This window comes from Faecalicatena contorta, from assembly GCF_003149105.1.
Classification (GTDB): Bacteria; Bacillota; Clostridia; order Lachnospirales; family Lachnospiraceae; genus Muricomes; species Muricomes contortus_C.
Genome location: NZ_QGDS01000017.1, coordinates 1 through 19,648, shown reverse-complemented (window position 1 = coordinate 19,648; position 19,648 = coordinate 1). Strand labels below are relative to the sequence as shown.

The window sequence follows — 19,648 nt, the reverse complement described above, 5'->3', positions numbered from 1 at the left end:
TAACTGTAGGTTATTTATATTATCCTCGCATAATTTTCTAAAATGGAGAGTTTATGAAAAAGACTATTGTTTTTGTACTAACGATATTTATTTTATGCTCAGGATTTACAACACAAAGTTATGCGTTGTCGGATCCTCAATCTGCGGCAATACAAGCGTTACTGGATGATGCCTGCCGTATATCAGGTGTGCCGGGGATGTCAATCTCAATACTTGCTGATGATGAAGTGTCTTACTTTTCTTCCGGATATGCGGATCGTGAAAAGGAGGTGCCTGCAAGTGAAAATACACTATATGAGTTGGCCTCGGTTAGTAAAGCTTTTACTGGCATGGGCATTCTGTTGTTGGAAAAGCAAGGGCTGCTGTCAATGACTGACACTGTCCAAAAATATTTACCTTGGTTTACATTAAAGTATCAAGGGAAACCTGTTGATATGCAAAATCTTACACTCAATAACTTTCTTCACCATACCAGCGGCCTGACGAATATTAGGCATGCTCAAAATATTCCTCAGGGCAATACGCCGGATATGCTGCAGAAGACTGTGGAAATGCTGGCAGATGCTGAATTGGCATTCCCACCAGGTGAACAGTATAATTATGGAACCGTTAATTATGACGTATTGGGTTTGGTTATTGAGATTGTGTCTGGACAAAGCTATGAAGACTTTATGAGGGAACAGGTATTTCAGCCGTTAGGTCTTTACCGGACGTATGTTTATAAGGAAGATGCGCAGGTCACCGGACAGTTGGCACAGGGGTACCGTTCTTCCTTTTTTATGACAACGCCATATAACGCGCCGGATTATGCCGGGAATAAACCCGCAGGCTACATCATTTCATGTACAAAAGATATGGCGCGCTGGATGGGCATACAGATGGGGATTGTGCAGGACATACCTGAAATATTTCATACAGTTATCGAAAAATCCCATCAGGGTGATATGTCTGTTTCGGCTGTCGACGAAATGTATTATGCGGCGGGCTGGTCGGTAAACACTGACCAAACGATTATAGAACATTCAGGGGGGAATCCCAATTTCAGCACCCAAGTGTCCATACTGCCAAATGAACGAACAGCCATCTGCTTGCTGACCAACGGCGCAAATACCAATATCAGCCTGGTACTAAAAGTTAAAGATATATTAGACGGCAATCTAACGCAGTCATATGCAATAAGCGGAACACAGCTTTTGGACATTATTTTGTCATCTACCACAATTATTCTTTGTCTATCGGCAGTCTTGTTATTTTTCTTAGGATTACGCAGGAGGAAAACGAATGAGCGGCAGCCAATGACAAAAAAGAGAATAACCGTAACAGTTATTTTGCTTATTGCTGCGATTGCCCTGGGTATAGTATGCTGTGCCTTTGATTGGTCAACGATACTTGTTTGGCAAACATACAGTGTTCTTACAGCTGTGATTTCGTCAGCATTATTAACAGCAAGCATTACATGGTTTGTATATACTCACCGATATAATGTCCCGCTCCGAAAATAGGCATATTTAGTTTTACAGCCATAGGTCAATTAAAAATTGAACTATGGCTGTTGTTGTATGATATACCTTATTGAACGTTAGTAGTTCAATAAGTATACGTTCTTATGACAGACTACCTTGGCTCTGTCTATTTAAATTAGATTTAACTTTTTGTTCAAAATGTAATGTATAATAAAGTATTCCACGATTGTCAGTACAATTGTAATTCCCCCGCTTAGCTTGAAGATTGCGAACATGTAATGTGATGCTTCCGCCTCTATTACAACTGTTGCTGCATAGGGCCCTGGAAATAGATTAAAAATAATCATGAGACCCAGTACCACAACCTGAATAATAACCATAAGGATGAAGTAGGCAAGGATAGCACCTAGTATCCGGTGTCCGGGAAATAACTGACCGATTGAGATGCATACATAAATCATAATGACACTGCTTAATGAGCCGGCTAAACTAAACGCTAGTACAATAAGACTATAGCGGCTCAGAGGGACACCAAGAATATCAGTCATTTCTGGGGATATTTTAGCATAGGCCTCTGTTACATTACTTCCTGTTACAAGTATGAACAGGGAAAGTGCGGTTATCAGGATATTAAGGACATACCAGATAGTACCGGATGCAATTTTTGCCCAAAGCTGCTGCACAGGTGTGGCAGGCAGCGTCCATGATAAATATCCTTCATCTGTAAAAAGATTCCGGTAAAAACGTACAGACAACATGGCCGTTACGCCCAGGCTGATGCTGGTGAACAAAAGAACATAAAGGGCTATGAATGGTGAAACGGAAGAAAAAATGATTTCCGGGTCCGCATAAAAGTCTATTTTGTTGACGAACAGAAAACGCCCAAGTATGCTGGCGGTCAGCAGGATTCCGTGAAGTATGCCGAATATCTTCACTCCGTATTTTAAATCATATTTAATTAGTTTTCCTAACATTTAAACACCTCCCTGAACAATGCATCTACAGATTTCCCCTGGTTTGTTCGTATTTCATCCACTGTAGTATTCAGAGAAAGCTGTCCGTTTTGAATGAAAAGCACACGGTCCAATACATTTTCAATATCAGTAATCAGATGTGTGGATAAAAGGATGGTCGCATTCTCATTGTAATTCGTCAGGATTGTACGCAGAATATAATCCCTTGCTGCAGGGTCCACACCTCCGATTGGTTCATCTAATACATAAAGCTCGGCATTACGGCTCATAACGAGAACAAGCTGTACCTTTTCTTTTGTTCCTTTTGAGAGAGTGCGCAGACGGGAACGGGTATCGATTTCCAGGTCTTTCAGCATAATTTCCGCGCGCCCGGCATCAAAATCTTCATAAAAATCACTGAAATAGGACAGGATTTCGTCCACTCTCATATGGTCATTTAAATAGCTTCTCTCCGGAAGATAGGATACCAGTTTTTTTGTTTCCGGTCCGGGTGCCATACTATTAATCATAACGTGACCGTTGGTTGGGGTAAGAAGTCCGTTAATCAGCTTGATTAGCGTAGTTTTCCCACTGCCATTAGGCCCCAGGAGTCCCACAATCTGTCCTCTTTCCAGGGTCACGTTTAGATTGGAAAGTGCATAAAAGTTGTTATATTTTTTGGTTAATCCCTGACATTCCAGGATTGGTTTCATTTACTTGTCCTCCTTTAATGTTTCTTGGACTAATTCCAGGATTTCTTGGTTTTTAAATCCCAGCAGGGTCATCTTTTCAAAAAACTGCCGGATATGTTCGGATGCTAAATCCAATTTTATCTTTTTTAACATTGTCTCATCCTCCGTGATGAATCTGCCGCTGGTCCTCTGGGAATAGACCAGGCCGCTGCGTTCAAGCTCGGACAGGGCCTTCTGCATGGTGTTTGGATTTACTGAGGCATCCAGGGCAAGGTCACGGACAGAAGGTAGCTTATCTCCGGGGGCGTATACGCCGGCTATAATATCTTGCTGGATACGTTCCATTAACTGGAGGTAAATAGGGCGATCATTATCTAAATCCCATGGCATTTAAATCGCCTCCTTTTCTATATTTTAAGTGGAAATACTATTGTACTATCTATTTAATACAATAGTACAATAGATTAAAGCGGATGTCAAGTATTACTATGCTTCCCCTTCATTGTCCTCTATAATTCTTTTCAGCATGTTTTTGTCAAATTCCCCACTTCTCAGCATTTCTATTTCATATTTGTACGGAGCATATGATTTTTTCTCTTTTGTTGGAGAAGGGACATAAGGAGTCTCAAGAATTTTAGGAACATTTTCAAAATCTTTGTGGTGTACAATTCTGTTGAGTGCATCAAAGCCAATTTCTCCAAAGCCGATATTTGCATGTCTGTCTTTTGCTGCTCCAGGCACATTTTTACTATCGTTGATATGGAAAACGGCAATCTGTTCTTTGCCCAATATCCGGTCAAATTCTTCAACCACATCATCAAAATGATGGATGATATCATATCCGCTGTCATTTGTATGACAAGTATCAAAGCATACCCTGAGCTTGTCATTGTATTTGACTCCATCATAAATGCGTGCCAGTTCCTGGAAGGTGCGTCCTACTTCAGAGCCTTTTCCGGCCATGGTTTCCAATGCCACATAACAGTCAGTATCCTTTGTGAGTACCTCGTTCAGCCCTTTGATAATCTGTGCAGTCCCGGTGTCAGAGCCTTCTCCCACATGGGCTCCGGGATGAAGAATCAAAGTATGGCTTCCGCAGGCAATGGTGCGCTGGATTTCCTTGTCCAAAAATTCGGTAGCCAGTTCAAAGGTTTCCGGTTTTACTGCATTCCCCAGATTAATAATATAAGGGGCATGTACGATAATTTCTTCAATTCCATGTTCCCTCATATATTTCCATGCTGGTTCTATATTTAACTCACTAATTTCTTTGCGGCGTGTATTCTGAGGGGCACCGGTGTAAAACATAAAAGTGTTTGCCCCATATGATACAGCTTCCTTTGCAGAGCCCAGAAGCATTTCTTTTCCGCTCATCCCAACGTGTGATCCTATTTTCATAACGATATTTTCCTTTCGTAACTTAATATTTTCAGTTTTACCTATTAAGTATTAATTTTACATCAAAACAGAAAAAAATGCTTTATATTTTGAAAGTTATTTATAAGTATGTTGCTGGAAAAAGGAAGGATAGATAAAACCAGGCAAACCCAAGAAATTTAATGGACTTCAAGCTCTCCGTTGTGATATAATAGCCATTGTTATATAATTATTACGAAACATCCATGTCACTAAGGCGGGAAAGAGCACCCACCTAAGTCGACAGGATGTACTTTGTAACTAAGACTTGAAAGTACCAGGCCTAAGTTACATAAGTAGGAAACATCCATGTCACTAAGGCAGGAAAGAACATCCACCTAAGTCGACAGGATGTACTTTGTAACTAAGACTTGAAAGTACCAAGCCTAAGTTACATAAGTAGGATAAAATAGCTAAGTAAAGTAAAAATAGAACGGAGTGTGGAATAAAAGTGAAGACAATACTGGAAGTCATTACCATAGAGATGCAAAAAGCCTTTCGTGAGGCAGGCTATGATGAAGCATTTGCCAAAGTAACCCTGTCAAACAGACCGGATTTGTGCGAATATCAATGTAATGGTGCAATGGCTGCGGCAAAGACATATAAAAAGGCCCCCATTATGATTGCCAATGATGTGGTGGTGAAGTTACAGGACTGCACCTGTTTTTCCGGGGTGGAGGCAGTAAATCCAGGATTCATCAATCTAAAAGTGGAGCCTGCTTTTGTAGCGGACTATCTGAACCAGATGACAGCAGCCGGAGATCTTGGAGTAGAGAAAGAAAAGAATCCAAGAACAATCATAGTAGATTACGGCGGGCCTAATGTGGCAAAACCTCTTCATGTAGGGCATCTTCGTGCTGCCATTATCGGGGAGAGTATCAAACGGACTGCCAGATTTAAGGGCAACAATGTAATTGGCGATATTCACCTGGGTGACTGGGGATATCAGATGGGATTAATCATTACAGAGTTGGAAAAGAGGCAGCCGGAGCTCCCTTATTTTGATGAGGCTTATGATGGAGAATATCCTGAGGAGGCCCCCTTCACAATTGGAGAGCTGGAGGAAATTTACCCAACTGCCAGTGCTTATGCAAAAGAGGATGAAGCGTATCGTGAAAAAGCCTTGCATGCTACCTATTTGCTGCAGAACGGACGGCCTGGTTACCGTGCGCTCTGGAACCACATTATGAATGTATCTGTGGTAGATTTGAAGAAGAATTATGAAAATCTGAATGTGGAGTTTGATTTGTGGAAGGGTGAGGCGGATGCCCAGAAATATATTCCTGACATGGTGGAGATGCTGAAAGAAAAGGGATATGCTCACTATGATGAAGGTGCCCTTGTTGTGGATGTACAGGAGGAAGGCGATAAAAAGGAAGTACCGCCGTGTATGATTCTGAAATCAGACGGAGCTGCTCTGTATGATACAACCGATTTAGCCACACTTGTGGAACGTGAAGAGCTGTATAAACCAGACGAAGTTATATACGTAGTTGACAAACGCCAGGAACTGCATTTTGTGCAGGTATTCCGGTGTGCGAAGAAGGCCGGGATTGTGCGTCCGGAAACGGAACTGAAGTTCCTTGGATTCGGCACGATGAATGGAAAAGACGGCAAGCCTTTTAAAACAAGAGAAGGCGGCATAATGCGTCTGGAGAATCTGATCCGGGAAATCGGTGAGGAAATGTATAAAAAGATTATGGACAACCGTACAGTATCTGAGGAAGAAGCACTTAATACGGCAAAGATTGTAGGTCTTGCCGCTCTGAAATATGGTGATTTATCCAATCAGGCTTCGAAGGATTATGTGTTTGATGTAGACCGGTTTACTTCCTTTGAGGGGAATACAGGACCATATGTTTTATATACCATTGTCCGTATTAAGTCCATATTGAATAAGTATCACGAAATGAAGGGGACCCTGGAAGGACTTACCATCAGAGAAGCTTCAGGGGAGTTTGAGAAAACTCTGATGCTGGAGGCAGCAAAGTTTAACGATGTTATAGAGACAGTGTATGAGGAAAATGCTCCTCATAAAAACTGTGCTTATATCTACGATTTGGCGAATGCTTTTAATAAATTTTATCACGAGACTAAAATTTTGACAGAAGAAGATGAGACACGAAGGTCAGGATACATTGCGCTTTTGAAGCTGGTAAAAGAAATTCTGGAGACATGTATTGATTTGCTTGGTTTTGAAGCGCCGGAAAGGATGTAATCAGAGGCATGACGGAAAAGTTGTTTTATGAAGACAGCCATATGACAGAATTTACAGCCCGGGTAGAAATATGCCGCAAAAAGGGAGAGTATTTTGAGGTAGTCCTTGACAGGACTGCCTTTTTTCCAGAGGGCGGCGGGCAATATGCAGATACCGGCTGTTTAGGAGATGTCAGGGTACTGGATGTTCAGGAGAAGAATGGAATGATTTACCATGTAACAGAGGGAATGCTGGACGAAGGCTGCGAAGTGACCGGAAAAATAGACTGGGATATGCGTTTTATGAAAATGCAGCAGCATACCGGAGAGCACATTGTGTCTGGGTTAGTTCATTCTAGATTTGGATATAATAATGTGGGATTTCATCTGGGCAGCGAAGACTGTACGATGGATTTCAACGGGGAAATATCAAAGGAAGAGCTCTGGGAGATTGAAAAGCTGGCAAACGAAGCTGCTGTGAAAAATCTGGAGGTTCTGGTATCCTATCCTTCCGGCGCAGAGCTGGATTCTTTGGAATACAGGAGTAAAATTGAGATAGAGGGACAGGTCCGGATTGTGACAATCCCCGGATATGATGTTTGTGCCTGCTGTGCGCCTCATGTGAAGAAAACCGGAGAAATCGGCATGATAAAACTTACAAATATACAGCGGTATAAAGGTGGTGTAAGGATAACGATGCTGTGTGGATTCCGGGCACTGGCGGACTATGGGAAAAAGGAAGGACATGTAAAAAATATTTCTGTACTTCTGTGCGCTAAGGAAGAGGAGGTTTCAGATGCGGCAAAACGTCTGAAAGAAGAAAATGCTCAGTTAAAAGTAAAGTTGGCAGAGATGCAGAAAAAATTATTAGAATACAAGGCAAAAGAAGTTCCCGAAGAGGAAGCCTTTGTTTGTCTTTTTGAGGAAGATTTGGACGGAGACAGCCCAAGACTCCTGATGAACCAGGTGTTGGTTCAGGATAAGACAGGATGTGCCGTATTTTGGAAAACAGGAGAAACAGACTTCCGCTATGTAATTGGGAGCAAAACAATAGATGTACGTCCCCTTGCAAAAGAACTAAATAAACGATTTGAGGGGCGCGGCGGTGGAAAACCTGAGATGGTGCAGGGCTCTCTGCAGGGGAAGGAAGATGAGATAAGCACGTGGATGCGGAAGAAAGCAAGGGAGGTAAAAGAATGAATAAGAATCCAGAATCAAAACAGTTCTGGCGGTTAGCCGGCCCCATTCTTTTATTTTGGGTCATAGAGTTTGCTGCGAGATTTCTGATTGAATCGGTCGTGCTTGCACCTCACTTTGGGGAAATACTGGGTTACAGGCTATTTTCCGGCGGGATGACACAGGATGATATTATGAATCTGATTATGGAGAACTGGGAGAAGATAGCCGGAATTCTGCAGCAATATCAGATTGAGATTCTTGGAGGAGTTGCGTTATTTACGGTCCCTCTGACACTGACCTTGTTTTTGATGGACCGGAAACGGGAAAGCACCTTGTTGCTTCCGCAGAATAAAAAGGCAGGCATTTGGAGGTATTCTGCAATTCTTGCCTTTGGGGCGGCGGTCTGTATTGGAATGAGCTGTCTGTCAATTATGACAAACCTGGCATTGATGAGTGATAATTATCAGATAGCTTCGGCGGCTTTTTATTCCGCAAGTGTTCCAGTTCAGGTCATTGTTCTGGGAATCATTATTCCTCTGACAGAGGAATTGATGTTCAGGGGTGTGCTGTTTAAAAGATACCGGGAGCAGAGCAGCTTCCTTAGGGCGGCACTGTATTCATCCCTTTTATTCAGTATTACTCACGGTAATATGGTACAGTTTTTATATAGCTTTGTACTGGGAATATTTTTGGCTTATGTGTATGAAAAATACGGTTCCTTTAAAGCTCCGGCAGTGCTTCACATCACAGCAAATATAATTTCTGTGATTCTCACAAATACAGGTGGTTTTACCTGGCTTGCCGCCAATCCTGTAAGAATGGGAATTGCTTCTATTGCCAGTGCATTTATTGGTTCGGTAATGTTTGTGTTTATCCAGAAAATTGATGAAAAACCGGTACAATAACATGCTCCTTAGGAAATAGCTGGGAACTGCAAAAAGCAGGCCTTTATCAGGAAACATAAAAGGCCTGTTTTCTTTACAATAGTGAAAGAAATCAGACAATAAAAAGCGGTATAACAAAGTTATCTAATTATCTGACAATTCGGTTTAAAGTTTATATTTACAAATGAAAAAAAATGTAGTATAGTGGGAAAAAAATAAAAAGTAACATGCAAGGCTACTTTGAGAAAGGACAGAGATTATGGATAAACTGAATAGAAGCGGGCAAGCTGGGCTGTACCGTCCCAGTTTCGAGCATGACAACTGTGGTATTGGTGCGGTTGTGAACATTAAGGGTATAAAAAGCCATGATACAGTGGTGAACGCCCTGAAAATTGTAGAAAATCTTGAACATAGAGCAGGCAAGGACGCCGAGGGTCAAACAGGAGATGGTGTAGGAATCTTACTTCAGATTTCACACAGATTTTTTTCCAAAGTTTGTATACCCCTCGGTTTTTCTTTGCCCAAAGAGCGGGATTATGGAGTAGGAATGTTCTTCCTTCCACAAGATGAATTAAAGAGAAACCAGGCGAAAAAGATATTTGAGGTAATCACGGCAAAGGAAGGGCTGAAGTTTCTTGGGTGGAGAGAAGTACCGGTGAAACCTGAGATTTTAGGTAAGAGAGCTGTGGACTGTATGCCTTGTATCATGCAGGCGTTCATAGGCCGGCCTGAGAAAATTGAGCAGGGGCTTCCTTTTGACCGCAGGCTTTATGTGGTACGCCGTATCTTTGAGCAGAGCAGCGATGATACGTATGTAGTTTCTTTATCCAGCCGTACAATTGTGTATAAAGGAATGTTCCTGGTGGGGCAGCTGCGTATGTTTTTCGAGGATCTGCAGGATGAGGCTTACGAGGCGGCTATTGCAATGGTGCACTCAAGATTCAGTACGAATACAAATCCAAGCTGGGAGAGAGCACATCCGAACCGGTTTATGGTACATAATGGAGAAATTAATACGATCCGTGGTAATGTGGATAAAATGCGGGCAAGGGAAGAGACAATGGAATCCGAATATCTGGAAGGTGAATTGCACAAAGTTCTTCCTGCTATTGATACTTCCGGTTCAGACTCTGCAATGCTGGATAATGCCCTGGAATTTATGGTAATGAGCGGTATGGAACTTCCTCTGGCAGTTATGATCTCAATTCCTGAGCCATGGATGAATAATCGCAGCATGGCCCAGAATAAGAAGGATTTTTACCAGTATTATTCTACGATGATGGAGCCCTGGGACGGACCGGCTTCCATTTTGTTTTCCGATGGGGACTGTATGGGGGCTGTGCTGGACCGGAACGGTCTGCGTCCCTCCAGATATTATATTACGGAAGATGATTATCTGATTCTCTCTTCAGAAGTGGGTGTATTGGATATTGACCCGGAAAAGATTCTTATAAAAGAACGTCTTCACCCGGGAAAAATGCTTTTAGTAGACACTTTGAAAGGGAAAGTAATTGACGATGAAGAGCTGAAAGAAAGATATGCAAATGAGAATCCCTATGGTGAATGGCTGGACAGCAACTTAATTCATCTGAGCGATTTGAAAATCCCGAATCAGGATGTGCCAGCTTATACGAAGGAAGAATGCACAAGGCTGCAGAAGGCTTTTGGCTATGCTTATGAAGATGTAAAGAGTTCCATACTCACCATGGCAAAGAACGGAGGCGAAGGGATCACCTCTATGGGAATTGATGTGCCTCTTGCAGTGCTTTCCCATAAAAACCAGTTGCTGTTCGGATATTTTAAACAGCTATTTGCCCAGGTAACCAATCCGCCCATTGATGCAATCCGTGAGGAGATTGTTACTTCTACCTCGATATACATCGGAAGAGATGGAAACCTTTTAGAAAAGAGGGCAGAAAACTGTAAAATGATGCAGGTAAACAATCCGATCCTGACAAACACAGACCTTCTGAAAATTAAGAACATGAAAGTGGAGGGATTCAAGGTAGCGGAAATTCCAATTGTGTATTATAGAAACACCAGTCTGGAAAAGGCTCTGGATTATCTGTTTATCGAGGTAGACAGGGTAATCCGGGAAGGCGCGAATATATTGATTTTGTCTGACAGAGGCGTGGATGAATACCACGTTGCAATCCCGTCACTGCTGGCAGTATCCGGTCTGCAGCAGCATTTGGTACGTACGAAGAAGAGAACATTTGTAGCTATGATTCTGGAATCCGGAGAGCCAAGAGAGGTTCATCAGTTTGCAACCCTGCTTGGATACGGAGCATGTGCGATCAATCCATACCTGGCTCATGAATCCATCCGGCAGCTCATTGACACGAATATGCTGCATAAGGATTATTATGCGGCGGTAAACGATTATAACTCTGCGGTTATTCATGGGATTATAAAAGTGGCTTCTAAGATGGGGATTTCTACAATCCAGTCTTACCAGGGAGCAAAGATATTCGAGGCAATTGGGCTGAAGGAAGAATTTATTAAAAAATACTTTACAGATACTGTCAGCCGTGTAGGCGGCATTGGTATTGAAGAAATTGCCAGAGACTATACAGCATTTCATTCAGAGGCATTTGATCCCCTGGGCCTGGAAGTGGATATGACTCTGGACAGCGTAGGTAGACATAAATCAAAAAGCGGCGGCGAAGAACACCTTTATAATCCACGGACAATACACATGCTGCAGCAGTCCACAAAACGCGGGGACTACAATATGTTTAAAGAGTATACAAGAATGGTGGATGAAGAAGGTGAAAGAATCAACCTGAGAGGGCAGCTGGAATTTAATTATCCGAAAAAAGGTGTCCCGCTGGAGCAAGTAGAAAGTGTGGATTCCATCGTTGCAAGATTTAAAACAGGTGCCATGTCTTATGGATCAATTTCCAAGGAAGCACATGAGACCCTGGCAATTGCGATGAACCAGCTTCATGGAAAGTCCAACAGTGGTGAAGGCGGGGAGGATATTGACCGTCTTGATACAAATCGTGGTTCTGCAATCAAACAGGTGGCATCCGGAAGATTTGGTGTGACATCCAGGTACCTTGTCAGTGCAGGAGAAATTCAGATAAAAATGGCACAGGGGGCAAAACCGGGAGAAGGAGGACACCTGCCGGGCGGAAAAGTATATCCCTGGATAGCGAAAACCCGCCATTCTACACCAGGAGTCAGCCTGATTTCTCCTCCGCCTCATCATGATATTTATTCGATTGAGGACTTGGCTCAGCTCATTTATGACTGTAAAAATGCAAATAAGAATGCCCGGATTTCTGTAAAACTGGTATCGGAGGCAGGAGTTGGAACTGTAGCAGCCGGGGTTGCCAAGGCAGGGGCTGGTTTGATCTTAATTTCCGGATATGATGGCGGAACTGGTGCGGCGCCGAGAAGCTCCATACATAATGCAGGTCTGCCATGGGAATTAGGTCTTGCTGAGACACATCAGACATTAATTCAAAACGGGCTGCGGGACAGGGTGCGTGTTGAGACAGACGGAAAGCTGATGAGCGGAAGAGATGTGGCAATCGCCGCGATGCTGGGAGCAGAAGAATTTGGGTTTGCCACAGCACCGCTGGTAACAATGGGCTGTGTGATGATGCGGGTTTGTAACCTGGATACCTGCCCGGCAGGAGTAGCTACCCAGAATCCTGAGCTGAGAAAACGTTTTGCAGGAAAACCGGAATATGTGGTGAATTTTATGCACTTTATTGCCGAAGAACTGAGGGAGCATATGGCAAGCTTAGGAGTAAGGACTATAGATGAGCTTGTAGGCCGGACGGATCTTCTAAGAGTGAAAGATGTCCCCACGTCAGAGCGTGCAGAAACCTTGGATTTAAATAGCATACTATACAATCCATATGCGAAAGAAAAGAAGGGCGTGATATTTAATCCAAAGAAAGCGTATGACTTTGAGCTGGAGAAAACCCTGGATGAAAAGGTTCTTATGAAACACTTTCTTCCTGCACTGGAAAAGGGGCAGAGAAAAAGTATTGAGCTGGATGTGTCTAATGTGAACCGTACATTTGGAACCATCTTCGGGTCTGAAATAACAAGAAGGTATCCGGACGGATTGCCAGAAGACAACTATGTTGTGAAGTGTAAAGGGGCAGGCGGACAAAGTTTTGGTGCGTTCATTCCAAGTGGGCTGACGCTGGAACTGACTGGTGACAGCAATGATTATTTTGGAAAGGGACTGTCAGGCGGTAAGCTGGTAGTTTGTCCCCCAAAAGGAATTAAGTTTAAGACTCACGAAAATATTATTATCGGAAATGTGGCTTTTTATGGAGCCACAAGTGGAAAGGCATTTATCAGCGGTGTTGCAGGTGAAAGATTCTGTGTGCGAAACTCTGGTGTTCATGCGGTGGTGGAAGGCGTCGGAGACCACGGATGTGAATATATGACAGGAGGACGTGTAGTGATCCTGGGACGGACCGGAAAGAACTTTGCAGCAGGTATGAGCGGCGGTATCGCATATGTTTTGGATATGGAAAATGAGCTGTACCGTAAGGTGAATAAGGATATGGTAAGTATCAAGCATGTGACAGATAAGTATGACGTACAGGAACTAAAAAACATGATAAAAGAGCATGTGGCATACACCAACTCTGAAATCGGAAAAGAAGTCTTGGATCATTTTAAAGATTACCTTCCAAAGTTCAAGAAAATCATACCGGAGGATTATGAGCGCATGATGACGGCAATCCTGCAGATGGAAGAAAAGGGCCTGAGCAGTGAGCAGGCTAAGATTGAAGCATTTAACCAAATAAAAAATGGAAGATAGGAGGCGGTAACAGTGGGAAAACCAACAGGATTTATGGACTATAAAAGAGAAAATAAAACAGCAGAAGAACCTAAAGAAAGAATCAGGCATTTCCAGGAATTCCACGTGCCTCTTTCCAAAGAGGAGCAGGAAATTCAGGGCGCAAGATGTATGGCATGCGGAGTGCCCTTCTGCCAGTCAGGCCAGATGCTGAACGGGATGGCAAGCGGCTGTCCCCTGCACAATCTGGTGCCGGAGTGGAATGATTTGATTTATAACGGAAACTGGGAAGAGGCCTATGCACGCCTTAGAAAAACAGATAATTTCCCGGAGTTTACAGGTCGTGTCTGCCCCGCTCTTTGTGAGACGGCATGTACCTGCGGGCTCCATGATGATCCGGTGTCTATAAAGGAAAATGAATACAGCATCATAGAAAATGCCTATGAGAAAGGCTATGCACGTGCCTGCCCGCCTAAAGTGAGGACTGGGAAAAAAGTGGCAGTCATAGGCTCTGGCCCTGCCGGCCTTACGGTTGCCGATCAGTTAAACAGCCGGGGACATCTGGTGACGGTATTTGAGCGGGAAGATAAGGTAGGCGGACTGCTCCGCTACGGAATTCCAAATATGAAGCTGGAGAAACAGATTATAGACCGTAAAATTGCAGTTATGGAAGAAGAAGGTATTATTTTCCGAACCAATTGTAATGTGGGAAAAGACATAAAGGCAGCGGAGATACTAAAGGACTATGACAAGGTGGTCCTGGCCTGCGGAGCATCTAATCCAAGAGATATTAAGGTGCCGGGGCGTGAAGCGGAAGGAATTTACTTTGCGGTAGACTTCTTGAAGTCAACGACAAAAGCGCTGTGGGCAAACCAGATGGAATTAAAGGACGGCAGTTATATTTCGGCAGAAGGAAAAAGGGTGATGGTAATTGGCGGAGGAGATACAGGTAATGACTGTGTTGGAACTTCTATGCGTCACGGGGCCAAATCTGTGCTTCAATTGGAAATGATGCCAAAAGCACCAGATAAAAGGGCAGAGAATAATCCCTGGCCGGAATGGCCCAGAGTCTGCAAGACAGATTACGGGCAGGAGGAAGCCGCCGCAGTTTTTGGAGCAGATCCGCGGGTGTATACGACAACTGTGAAAGAATTTATTAAGAATAAAAAAGGAGCGGTCTGCAAAGCAACTCTGGTGAAGCTGGAATCGAAAAAGGATGAGAAAACAGGAAGAATGATGATGGCTGAGGTTCCGGGAAGTGAGTATAGTGTGGATGTGGACCTGGTTCTGATAGCAGCGGGATTCCTGGGAAGTGAAAGTTATGTTGCCAAAGCATTTGGTGTAGAAGTTAATGAAAGGACTAATGTAAAAACTGTGCCGGGAGAATATGAGACAAATATAAAAAATATATTTGCAGCCGGAGATATGCACAGGGGACAGTCATTGGTTGTGTGGGCAATACGGGAAGGCCGTGAGGCTGCACAGCAGATAGATTTGAGCCTGATGGGATATACGAATTTATCCGTTCAGTAAATGTGCAAACATCCAAAGAAGTAATTCAGAAAATACCTGACCTGGGTTGAAATATGGCATATTTTACCACTGTTCATACCCTAGCCTATCACCACTCTGATAGGCTGGGAGCGACAACGTAAAGCAGTCAATGAGCCTGCCCCTCGCCGTAGGTGATTCTAAATGGGCAGGCGGCTTTACTGTTTACAGGCTTGCCTGTGAACAGTAACTATTTCACCAGGGTCAGGATTTTTTATTTAATTGGCTATTGACTTTTGAGGACGGTGAGAGTAATCTAATAACAACACATCTTTGTGTATATCTTGTATCTGGAATTTATCTTTAAGGTTTCATATTTCGTAATTCATTATTTTTCCTGTTTTTAAGTAAATATTTGAATATGGCAGTGGATTTTATTTTAATGCAGTTTTAGCCATATAAGGTATAAAATTCTATTAGGATGCATTTCGCATCATTCTGTAAATTTTTTCGGGAAATCCCCGGCTTTTTCCAAATTTATTGTATCTGTTCAGAATCATGAACAGTTACACTTTATTTTCATAAAGGCAGTAAGCCATGTGAGCTTGTGGTGCTGTAAGGAGGTGGTGCTATTGATTGTCTGATTAAAGGTCAGGATACTCATAAACGGTACATTTATAACCAATAATTTTATATTTCATAGGAGGATTGTATATGAAGACATTTATGGAGGAATATGGTGTAATTGTTGTAGCGGCAATTATCATTATGATTATTGTTGTGGCAGCAACCCCTCTTGGAAACAGCATTAAGGAAGGTATTATAGATGCTGTTGGTAAATTGACAACGGCATTGAATACAACGGCGGCAATACAATGATGTACGGAAAGGTGGGCTGCTCATGAGAGTTTCCAGGGAAGCATGGAATTTAAAAGAGGAAAGTTTTGGACCGCTGCTGCCCTATGTATTAGATGAGGATATTACAGATATTAATTTTAACGGAATGGATGTGTGGGTTGAGCATTTGAAACAGGGCATTTATAAAGTTCCGGTGAAACTATCAAAAGAATTTGTGAATCAGTTCAGCATCCGGGTTTCTAATGTGGTCAGTGAACAGATTAATAAATATAACAACGTGCTGGAGGCAGAGACGGATATTCTCCGAATTTCCATTATACATCCCAGTGCCACAAATACGGGGTATGCCGTATCTATACGAAAGACTCCGGCTGTGATGAGACTGACGGCGGAAAAAATGCTGAAGGAGAAATATTGTTCTGAGGAAGTGCTGGAATTCTTGATTCATTGTATTGAGGCAAGGCTGAACATAGTATTCTGCGGGCGCCCCGGAGCAGGAAAGACAGAGCTTTTGAAGTTTCTGACCCAGTATATACCTAAGGAAGAAAAGGTTATGACCATAGAGGATAATCTGGAAATACATTATAAAGATATCAATCCTGGGGCAAATTGTGTGGAACTGAAGGTGGATGAAGAATTCTTTCCTTATACAAAAGCCATAAAGACTGCGTTGAGACAAAATCCCCAATGGGTCCTTCTCTCGGAGGCCCGTTCAGTAGAGGTGAAATATCTCCTGGAATGTTTCTCTACAGGTTTGCATGGTCTTACAACACTGCACACAGATGATACAAGGAAGATACCCGACCGGATTCAGAATATGATGCAGGATGCCTATGCGGCCTCCAGGCTGGAAAATGATATTTATAGTTTCCTGAATGTAGGCGTCCTGCTTCGCAAAAAGGTAACAGAAAAAAAGGAAGTGGTAAGATTTATTGACCAGATATGTCTCTTTGACCGTGTAGAGGAACAGAATGTAAAACATTTACTGGTAGAAGGCGGAAAATTCATTTCAAGGGAAATACCACAGAACATACAGAAAAAATTCCGTCTGGGCAGCGGACAGGTGCCATCATTAGATAAAAAGCGGATAGACACAGGTGCGTGGAGGTAAGAATGAAAAAGAGAAGGAAGAAAGAAGGGCTGTGTTACTTAAATCCCGAACATCTGCGCAGGGAAGTACATAGGTTTGGCTACCATTTTTCTTTGCGCAGGTATATGGGATATTTCATGGGATTATATGGATGTGTGGCATGTCTTTCTTATATTTTCAGGCTGAGAATGCCGTCTATACTGGTTATTTCCGGAGTTACGGTTTGTTTTGTACCGGGAATGTTTGCACAGGTATACCGTAATCTCTATGAAGCGAAGCGGTTTGAAGATATTACTGCATATATGGAACAGGTCCTGTATTCCTTCAAACGGCATGCAAAGATATTGAACTCATTGGAAGATACTCTTGCGTTGTTTGAGGAGGGGGAGAGCAGACTGTATGATGCTGTTTCGAAAGCCATATCTTATATTCAGACCGGGGAGGCAGAGACGGACCTTTACCGGGAAGCATTTTCCTTTATAGAAAAAGAATATGGCTGTCCGAGACTTTATAAAATCCATGATTTTTTGATAGAGTCAGAGATGGTCGGCGGAGATTTTACTTTGGCAGCTGATATTCTCCTAAAAGATAGAAGACTTTGGATTGACAGGGTCTATGAATTGCAGAGAGAAAAGAAAAATGTAAAAGTAAAAGTTACTATAGGAATTGTTCTGTCGTTTCTGGTTTGTGGAATGACGGTGTATATGCTGCCTGGAGAGTTTGGAATTACAGATCATAGCATTTCGCAGATTGTAACTACAGTAACAATACTGTTGAACCTGCTTATATGGCATACCGCACAGGCAAAGCTTTCGAGAAGTCTGATGCAGAGCGAAGATGAGGCGGAATATGAAGATGTGAGAAGGCAGTATGATTACGTTATGCATAGGGATTTAAACAAAGAAAAAAGAAAGATGTGTCTCCTCGCAGGATTACTTCTTCCAGCCATTCTGTTGCTGGGGTGGAAGGGGAGCCTGACCGGGGCAGGACTGCTGGCTCTTTTTTCTATACTGCTTATAACACAGCCCCAGCGGCGGTACCGGGTTTCATTAAGACGTATAACAAGAGAAGTGGAAAAAGCGTTTCCGGCATGGATGATGAGCATGTCTTTACATCTGCAGACAGATAATGTGCATGTGTCCCTTGGGAAATCTATTGCACACGCACCAGAAATTTTACGGGAGGAACTGAGCAGTCTGCTGGAACGGATAGAACACAGACCGGACTCAGTACGGCCCTATCTGTACTTTATGAAGAGAATACCGCTTCCCGACATTACCTCTTCTATGAAAGTTTTATATTCAATGGCGGAATTTGGGGCTTCTGATATCAGCGGTCAGATTGGGCCTTTGGTGGAGCGCAGTGCAGTTATGACGGATAAGGCCGAGCGTCTCAAGGCAGAGGATTACCTGGCAGGAGTCAGCTTTCTGGTTCTGCTGCCGATGGTTACCGGAGTCATGAAAATGCTGGCAGACCTGGCACTGGTCATGGTTTATATTTTGTCGGCAGTTAAAAATGTGTCATGAGAGGAGGAAATCTGATGAAAGAGTTTTTGGAAGAATATGGCGGGATTATTGCCATTTCCATAATGGGGTTTGGGATAATGTCAGGCCTGTGGGATATTTTGAGAATGATTTGCGGAGCAGCATCTTAGAGGGTGAAAAGGAGTAGGAAATTAGGACAAGGAGCGGCGCGGATGAAAGAATTTATGGAAGAGTATGGAGGTATAATCGCAGCATGTTTTTTGGGTCTTGTACTTTTGAGAGCTTTGTCGGAACTACTGGGGACAGGCGGCGGTATTGCATGTTTGATTCAAAGCTTTCTTGAAGGGATAGGAGCGGTCTGTGTCTGATTCAGGAGGTGATATTTTTGAAAACGATACTCGGAGAATATGGAAAACTCATAATTTTGACAATTGCCCTCTGTGGCATGATTTTAATTTTATTTGGGAAGGGGGAGGACAGCCTCCGGGGGCTGCTGAAAAACGTCCCCCCCTCCGGTACTCTGGGGCATGAAGATACCTTTGTGCTTGCGGAATCCATTTTATCCAGACAGCCTCCTGAATTGTCAGTGACAGTTAAAAAACTACAGAAGGGCCAGAAGTATGACCTGCTGGGTTCAGAAGTGTTTTACATAGAAGCAAAAAATCAGGAGGGGGAAAATGTGGAGGTATCGGTGGTGAAAATGACAGGTCCGGGGCAGCAGGATATTACGAAGGAAGTAGTGCCGGAAAAGTTCACCCCGGCACTGCCCGGGGAATATCGGATTACATATCAGGCGGCAGACTCCTATCAGGGCAGTATAAAGACAACAGAAAAGGAGTATTGCTTTGTAGTAGACTAAAAGGAGACCAACTATGAATAGTCAATAGGAAATTAAAAAGTTTTTAATAAAGTTTTGAACTAAAAAAGTGTATAGGAAATAAAGCATCATATAGATGCTCTTTGAAAATTAAATATAGTTAATAGGTAGGACTAGGCTAAATTAAACTCAACATTATCAGTCATCATTTTATGGATGACGCGAACAAGCTTATGAGCAACATGACCTAAGGCATTGTAATGGCGACGCCCCTGAGAAATCTTTAAATCATAATAGTCTTTAAAGGTTTGATTTACTAAGGTGGCTTGCCAAGCAGCATTTATGAGTGCA

Annotated in this window: 15 protein-coding genes; 11 read left to right on the top strand and 4 right to left on the bottom strand. The window is 42.9% G+C overall.

The window, feature by feature from the left end; translation table 11 throughout:
* The first annotated feature begins 53 nt into the window (after positions 1–53).
* Positions 54–1,502: a serine hydrolase domain-containing protein gene (locus A8805_RS18765; RefSeq protein ID WP_109714021.1), complete on the top strand. Its 1,449-nt coding sequence runs from the start codon at positions 54–56 to the stop codon at positions 1,500–1,502.
* A 131-nt stretch (positions 1,503–1,633) separates the two neighbouring features.
* Here the strand turns inward: A8805_RS18765 and A8805_RS18760 are convergent, their stop codons facing one another.
* The 4 genes from A8805_RS18760 to A8805_RS18745 all read right to left on the bottom strand — a co-directional run bounded on the left by A8805_RS18760 (position 1,634) and on the right by A8805_RS18745 (position 4,506).
* The gene (locus A8805_RS18760) at positions 1,634–2,437 is read right to left on the bottom strand and encodes a hypothetical protein (protein ID WP_109714019.1); all 804 of its coding nucleotides are present in this window, start codon (positions 2,435–2,437) and stop codon (positions 1,634–1,636) included.
* Entirely contained in the window at positions 2,431–3,129 is a 699-nt protein-coding gene (locus tag A8805_RS18755) for an ABC transporter ATP-binding protein (protein WP_109714017.1), read from the bottom strand. The genes A8805_RS18760 and A8805_RS18755 overlap by 7 nt, the downstream gene beginning before the upstream one ends.
* A complete protein-coding gene (locus tag A8805_RS18750; RefSeq protein ID WP_109714015.1) occupies positions 3,130–3,498 on the bottom strand; it encodes a GntR family transcriptional regulator in 369 nt (122 codons plus the stop codon).
* 96 nt (positions 3,499–3,594) lie between these two features.
* The gene (locus A8805_RS18745) at positions 3,595–4,506 is read right to left on the bottom strand and encodes a deoxyribonuclease IV (RefSeq protein WP_109714013.1); all 912 of its coding nucleotides are present in this window, start codon (positions 4,504–4,506) and stop codon (positions 3,595–3,597) included.
* 469 nt (positions 4,507–4,975) lie between these two features.
* On the opposite strand from A8805_RS18745, the gene argS reads away from it, so the two are divergent.
* The 10 genes from argS to A8805_RS18705 all read left to right on the top strand — a co-directional run bounded on the left by argS (position 4,976) and on the right by A8805_RS18705 (position 19,339).
* Positions 4,976–6,742, top strand: a complete 1,767-nt coding sequence (argS, locus tag A8805_RS18740; protein WP_109714011.1) for an arginine--tRNA ligase — start codon at positions 4,976–4,978, stop codon at positions 6,740–6,742.
* Between the two features lie 8 nt (positions 6,743–6,750).
* On the top strand, positions 6,751–7,920 hold the full coding sequence (locus A8805_RS18735; protein WP_109714009.1) for an alanyl-tRNA editing protein: 1,170 nt from the start codon (positions 6,751–6,753) through the stop codon (positions 7,918–7,920).
* Positions 7,917–8,804 (top strand): CPBP family intramembrane glutamic endopeptidase, encoded by an 888-nt coding sequence (locus A8805_RS18730; protein WP_109714007.1) that lies wholly within the window; start codon positions 7,917–7,919, stop codon positions 8,802–8,804. Before A8805_RS18735 ends, A8805_RS18730 begins: the two co-directional genes overlap by 4 nt.
* Positions 8,805–9,042: 238 nt before the next feature.
* Positions 9,043–13,578, top strand: coding sequence for a glutamate synthase large subunit (gltB, locus tag A8805_RS18725; RefSeq protein ID WP_109714005.1), 4,536 nt, complete (start codon positions 9,043–9,045; stop codon positions 13,576–13,578).
* Between the two features lie 12 nt (positions 13,579–13,590).
* Positions 13,591–15,090, top strand: coding sequence for a glutamate synthase subunit beta (locus tag A8805_RS18720; RefSeq protein WP_109714003.1), 1,500 nt, complete (start codon positions 13,591–13,593; stop codon positions 15,088–15,090).
* A 672-nt stretch (positions 15,091–15,762) separates the two neighbouring features.
* Entirely contained in the window at positions 15,763–15,927 is a 165-nt protein-coding gene (locus tag A8805_RS22235; protein WP_181392920.1) for a hypothetical protein, read from the top strand.
* Positions 15,928–15,949: 22 nt separating this feature from the next.
* Positions 15,950–17,017 (top strand): ATPase, T2SS/T4P/T4SS family, encoded by a 1,068-nt coding sequence (locus tag A8805_RS18715; protein WP_109714001.1) that lies wholly within the window; start codon positions 15,950–15,952, stop codon positions 17,015–17,017.
* 2 nt (positions 17,018–17,019) lie between these two features.
* Positions 17,020–18,522 carry a hypothetical protein gene (locus A8805_RS18710; protein ID WP_109713999.1) on the top strand — a complete coding sequence of 501 codons (1,503 nt, stop codon included), beginning with the start codon at positions 17,020–17,022 and terminating at the stop codon, positions 18,520–18,522.
* 170 nt (positions 18,523–18,692) lie between these two features.
* The gene (locus A8805_RS22230; RefSeq protein WP_181392919.1) at positions 18,693–18,848 is read left to right on the top strand and encodes a hypothetical protein; all 156 of its coding nucleotides are present in this window, start codon (positions 18,693–18,695) and stop codon (positions 18,846–18,848) included.
* A 17-nt stretch (positions 18,849–18,865) separates the two neighbouring features.
* Complete coding sequence (locus tag A8805_RS18705) at positions 18,866–19,339, top strand: hypothetical protein (protein WP_109713997.1); 474 nt, start codon at positions 18,866–18,868, stop codon at positions 19,337–19,339.
* The last annotated feature ends 309 nt before the right edge of the window (positions 19,340–19,648 follow it).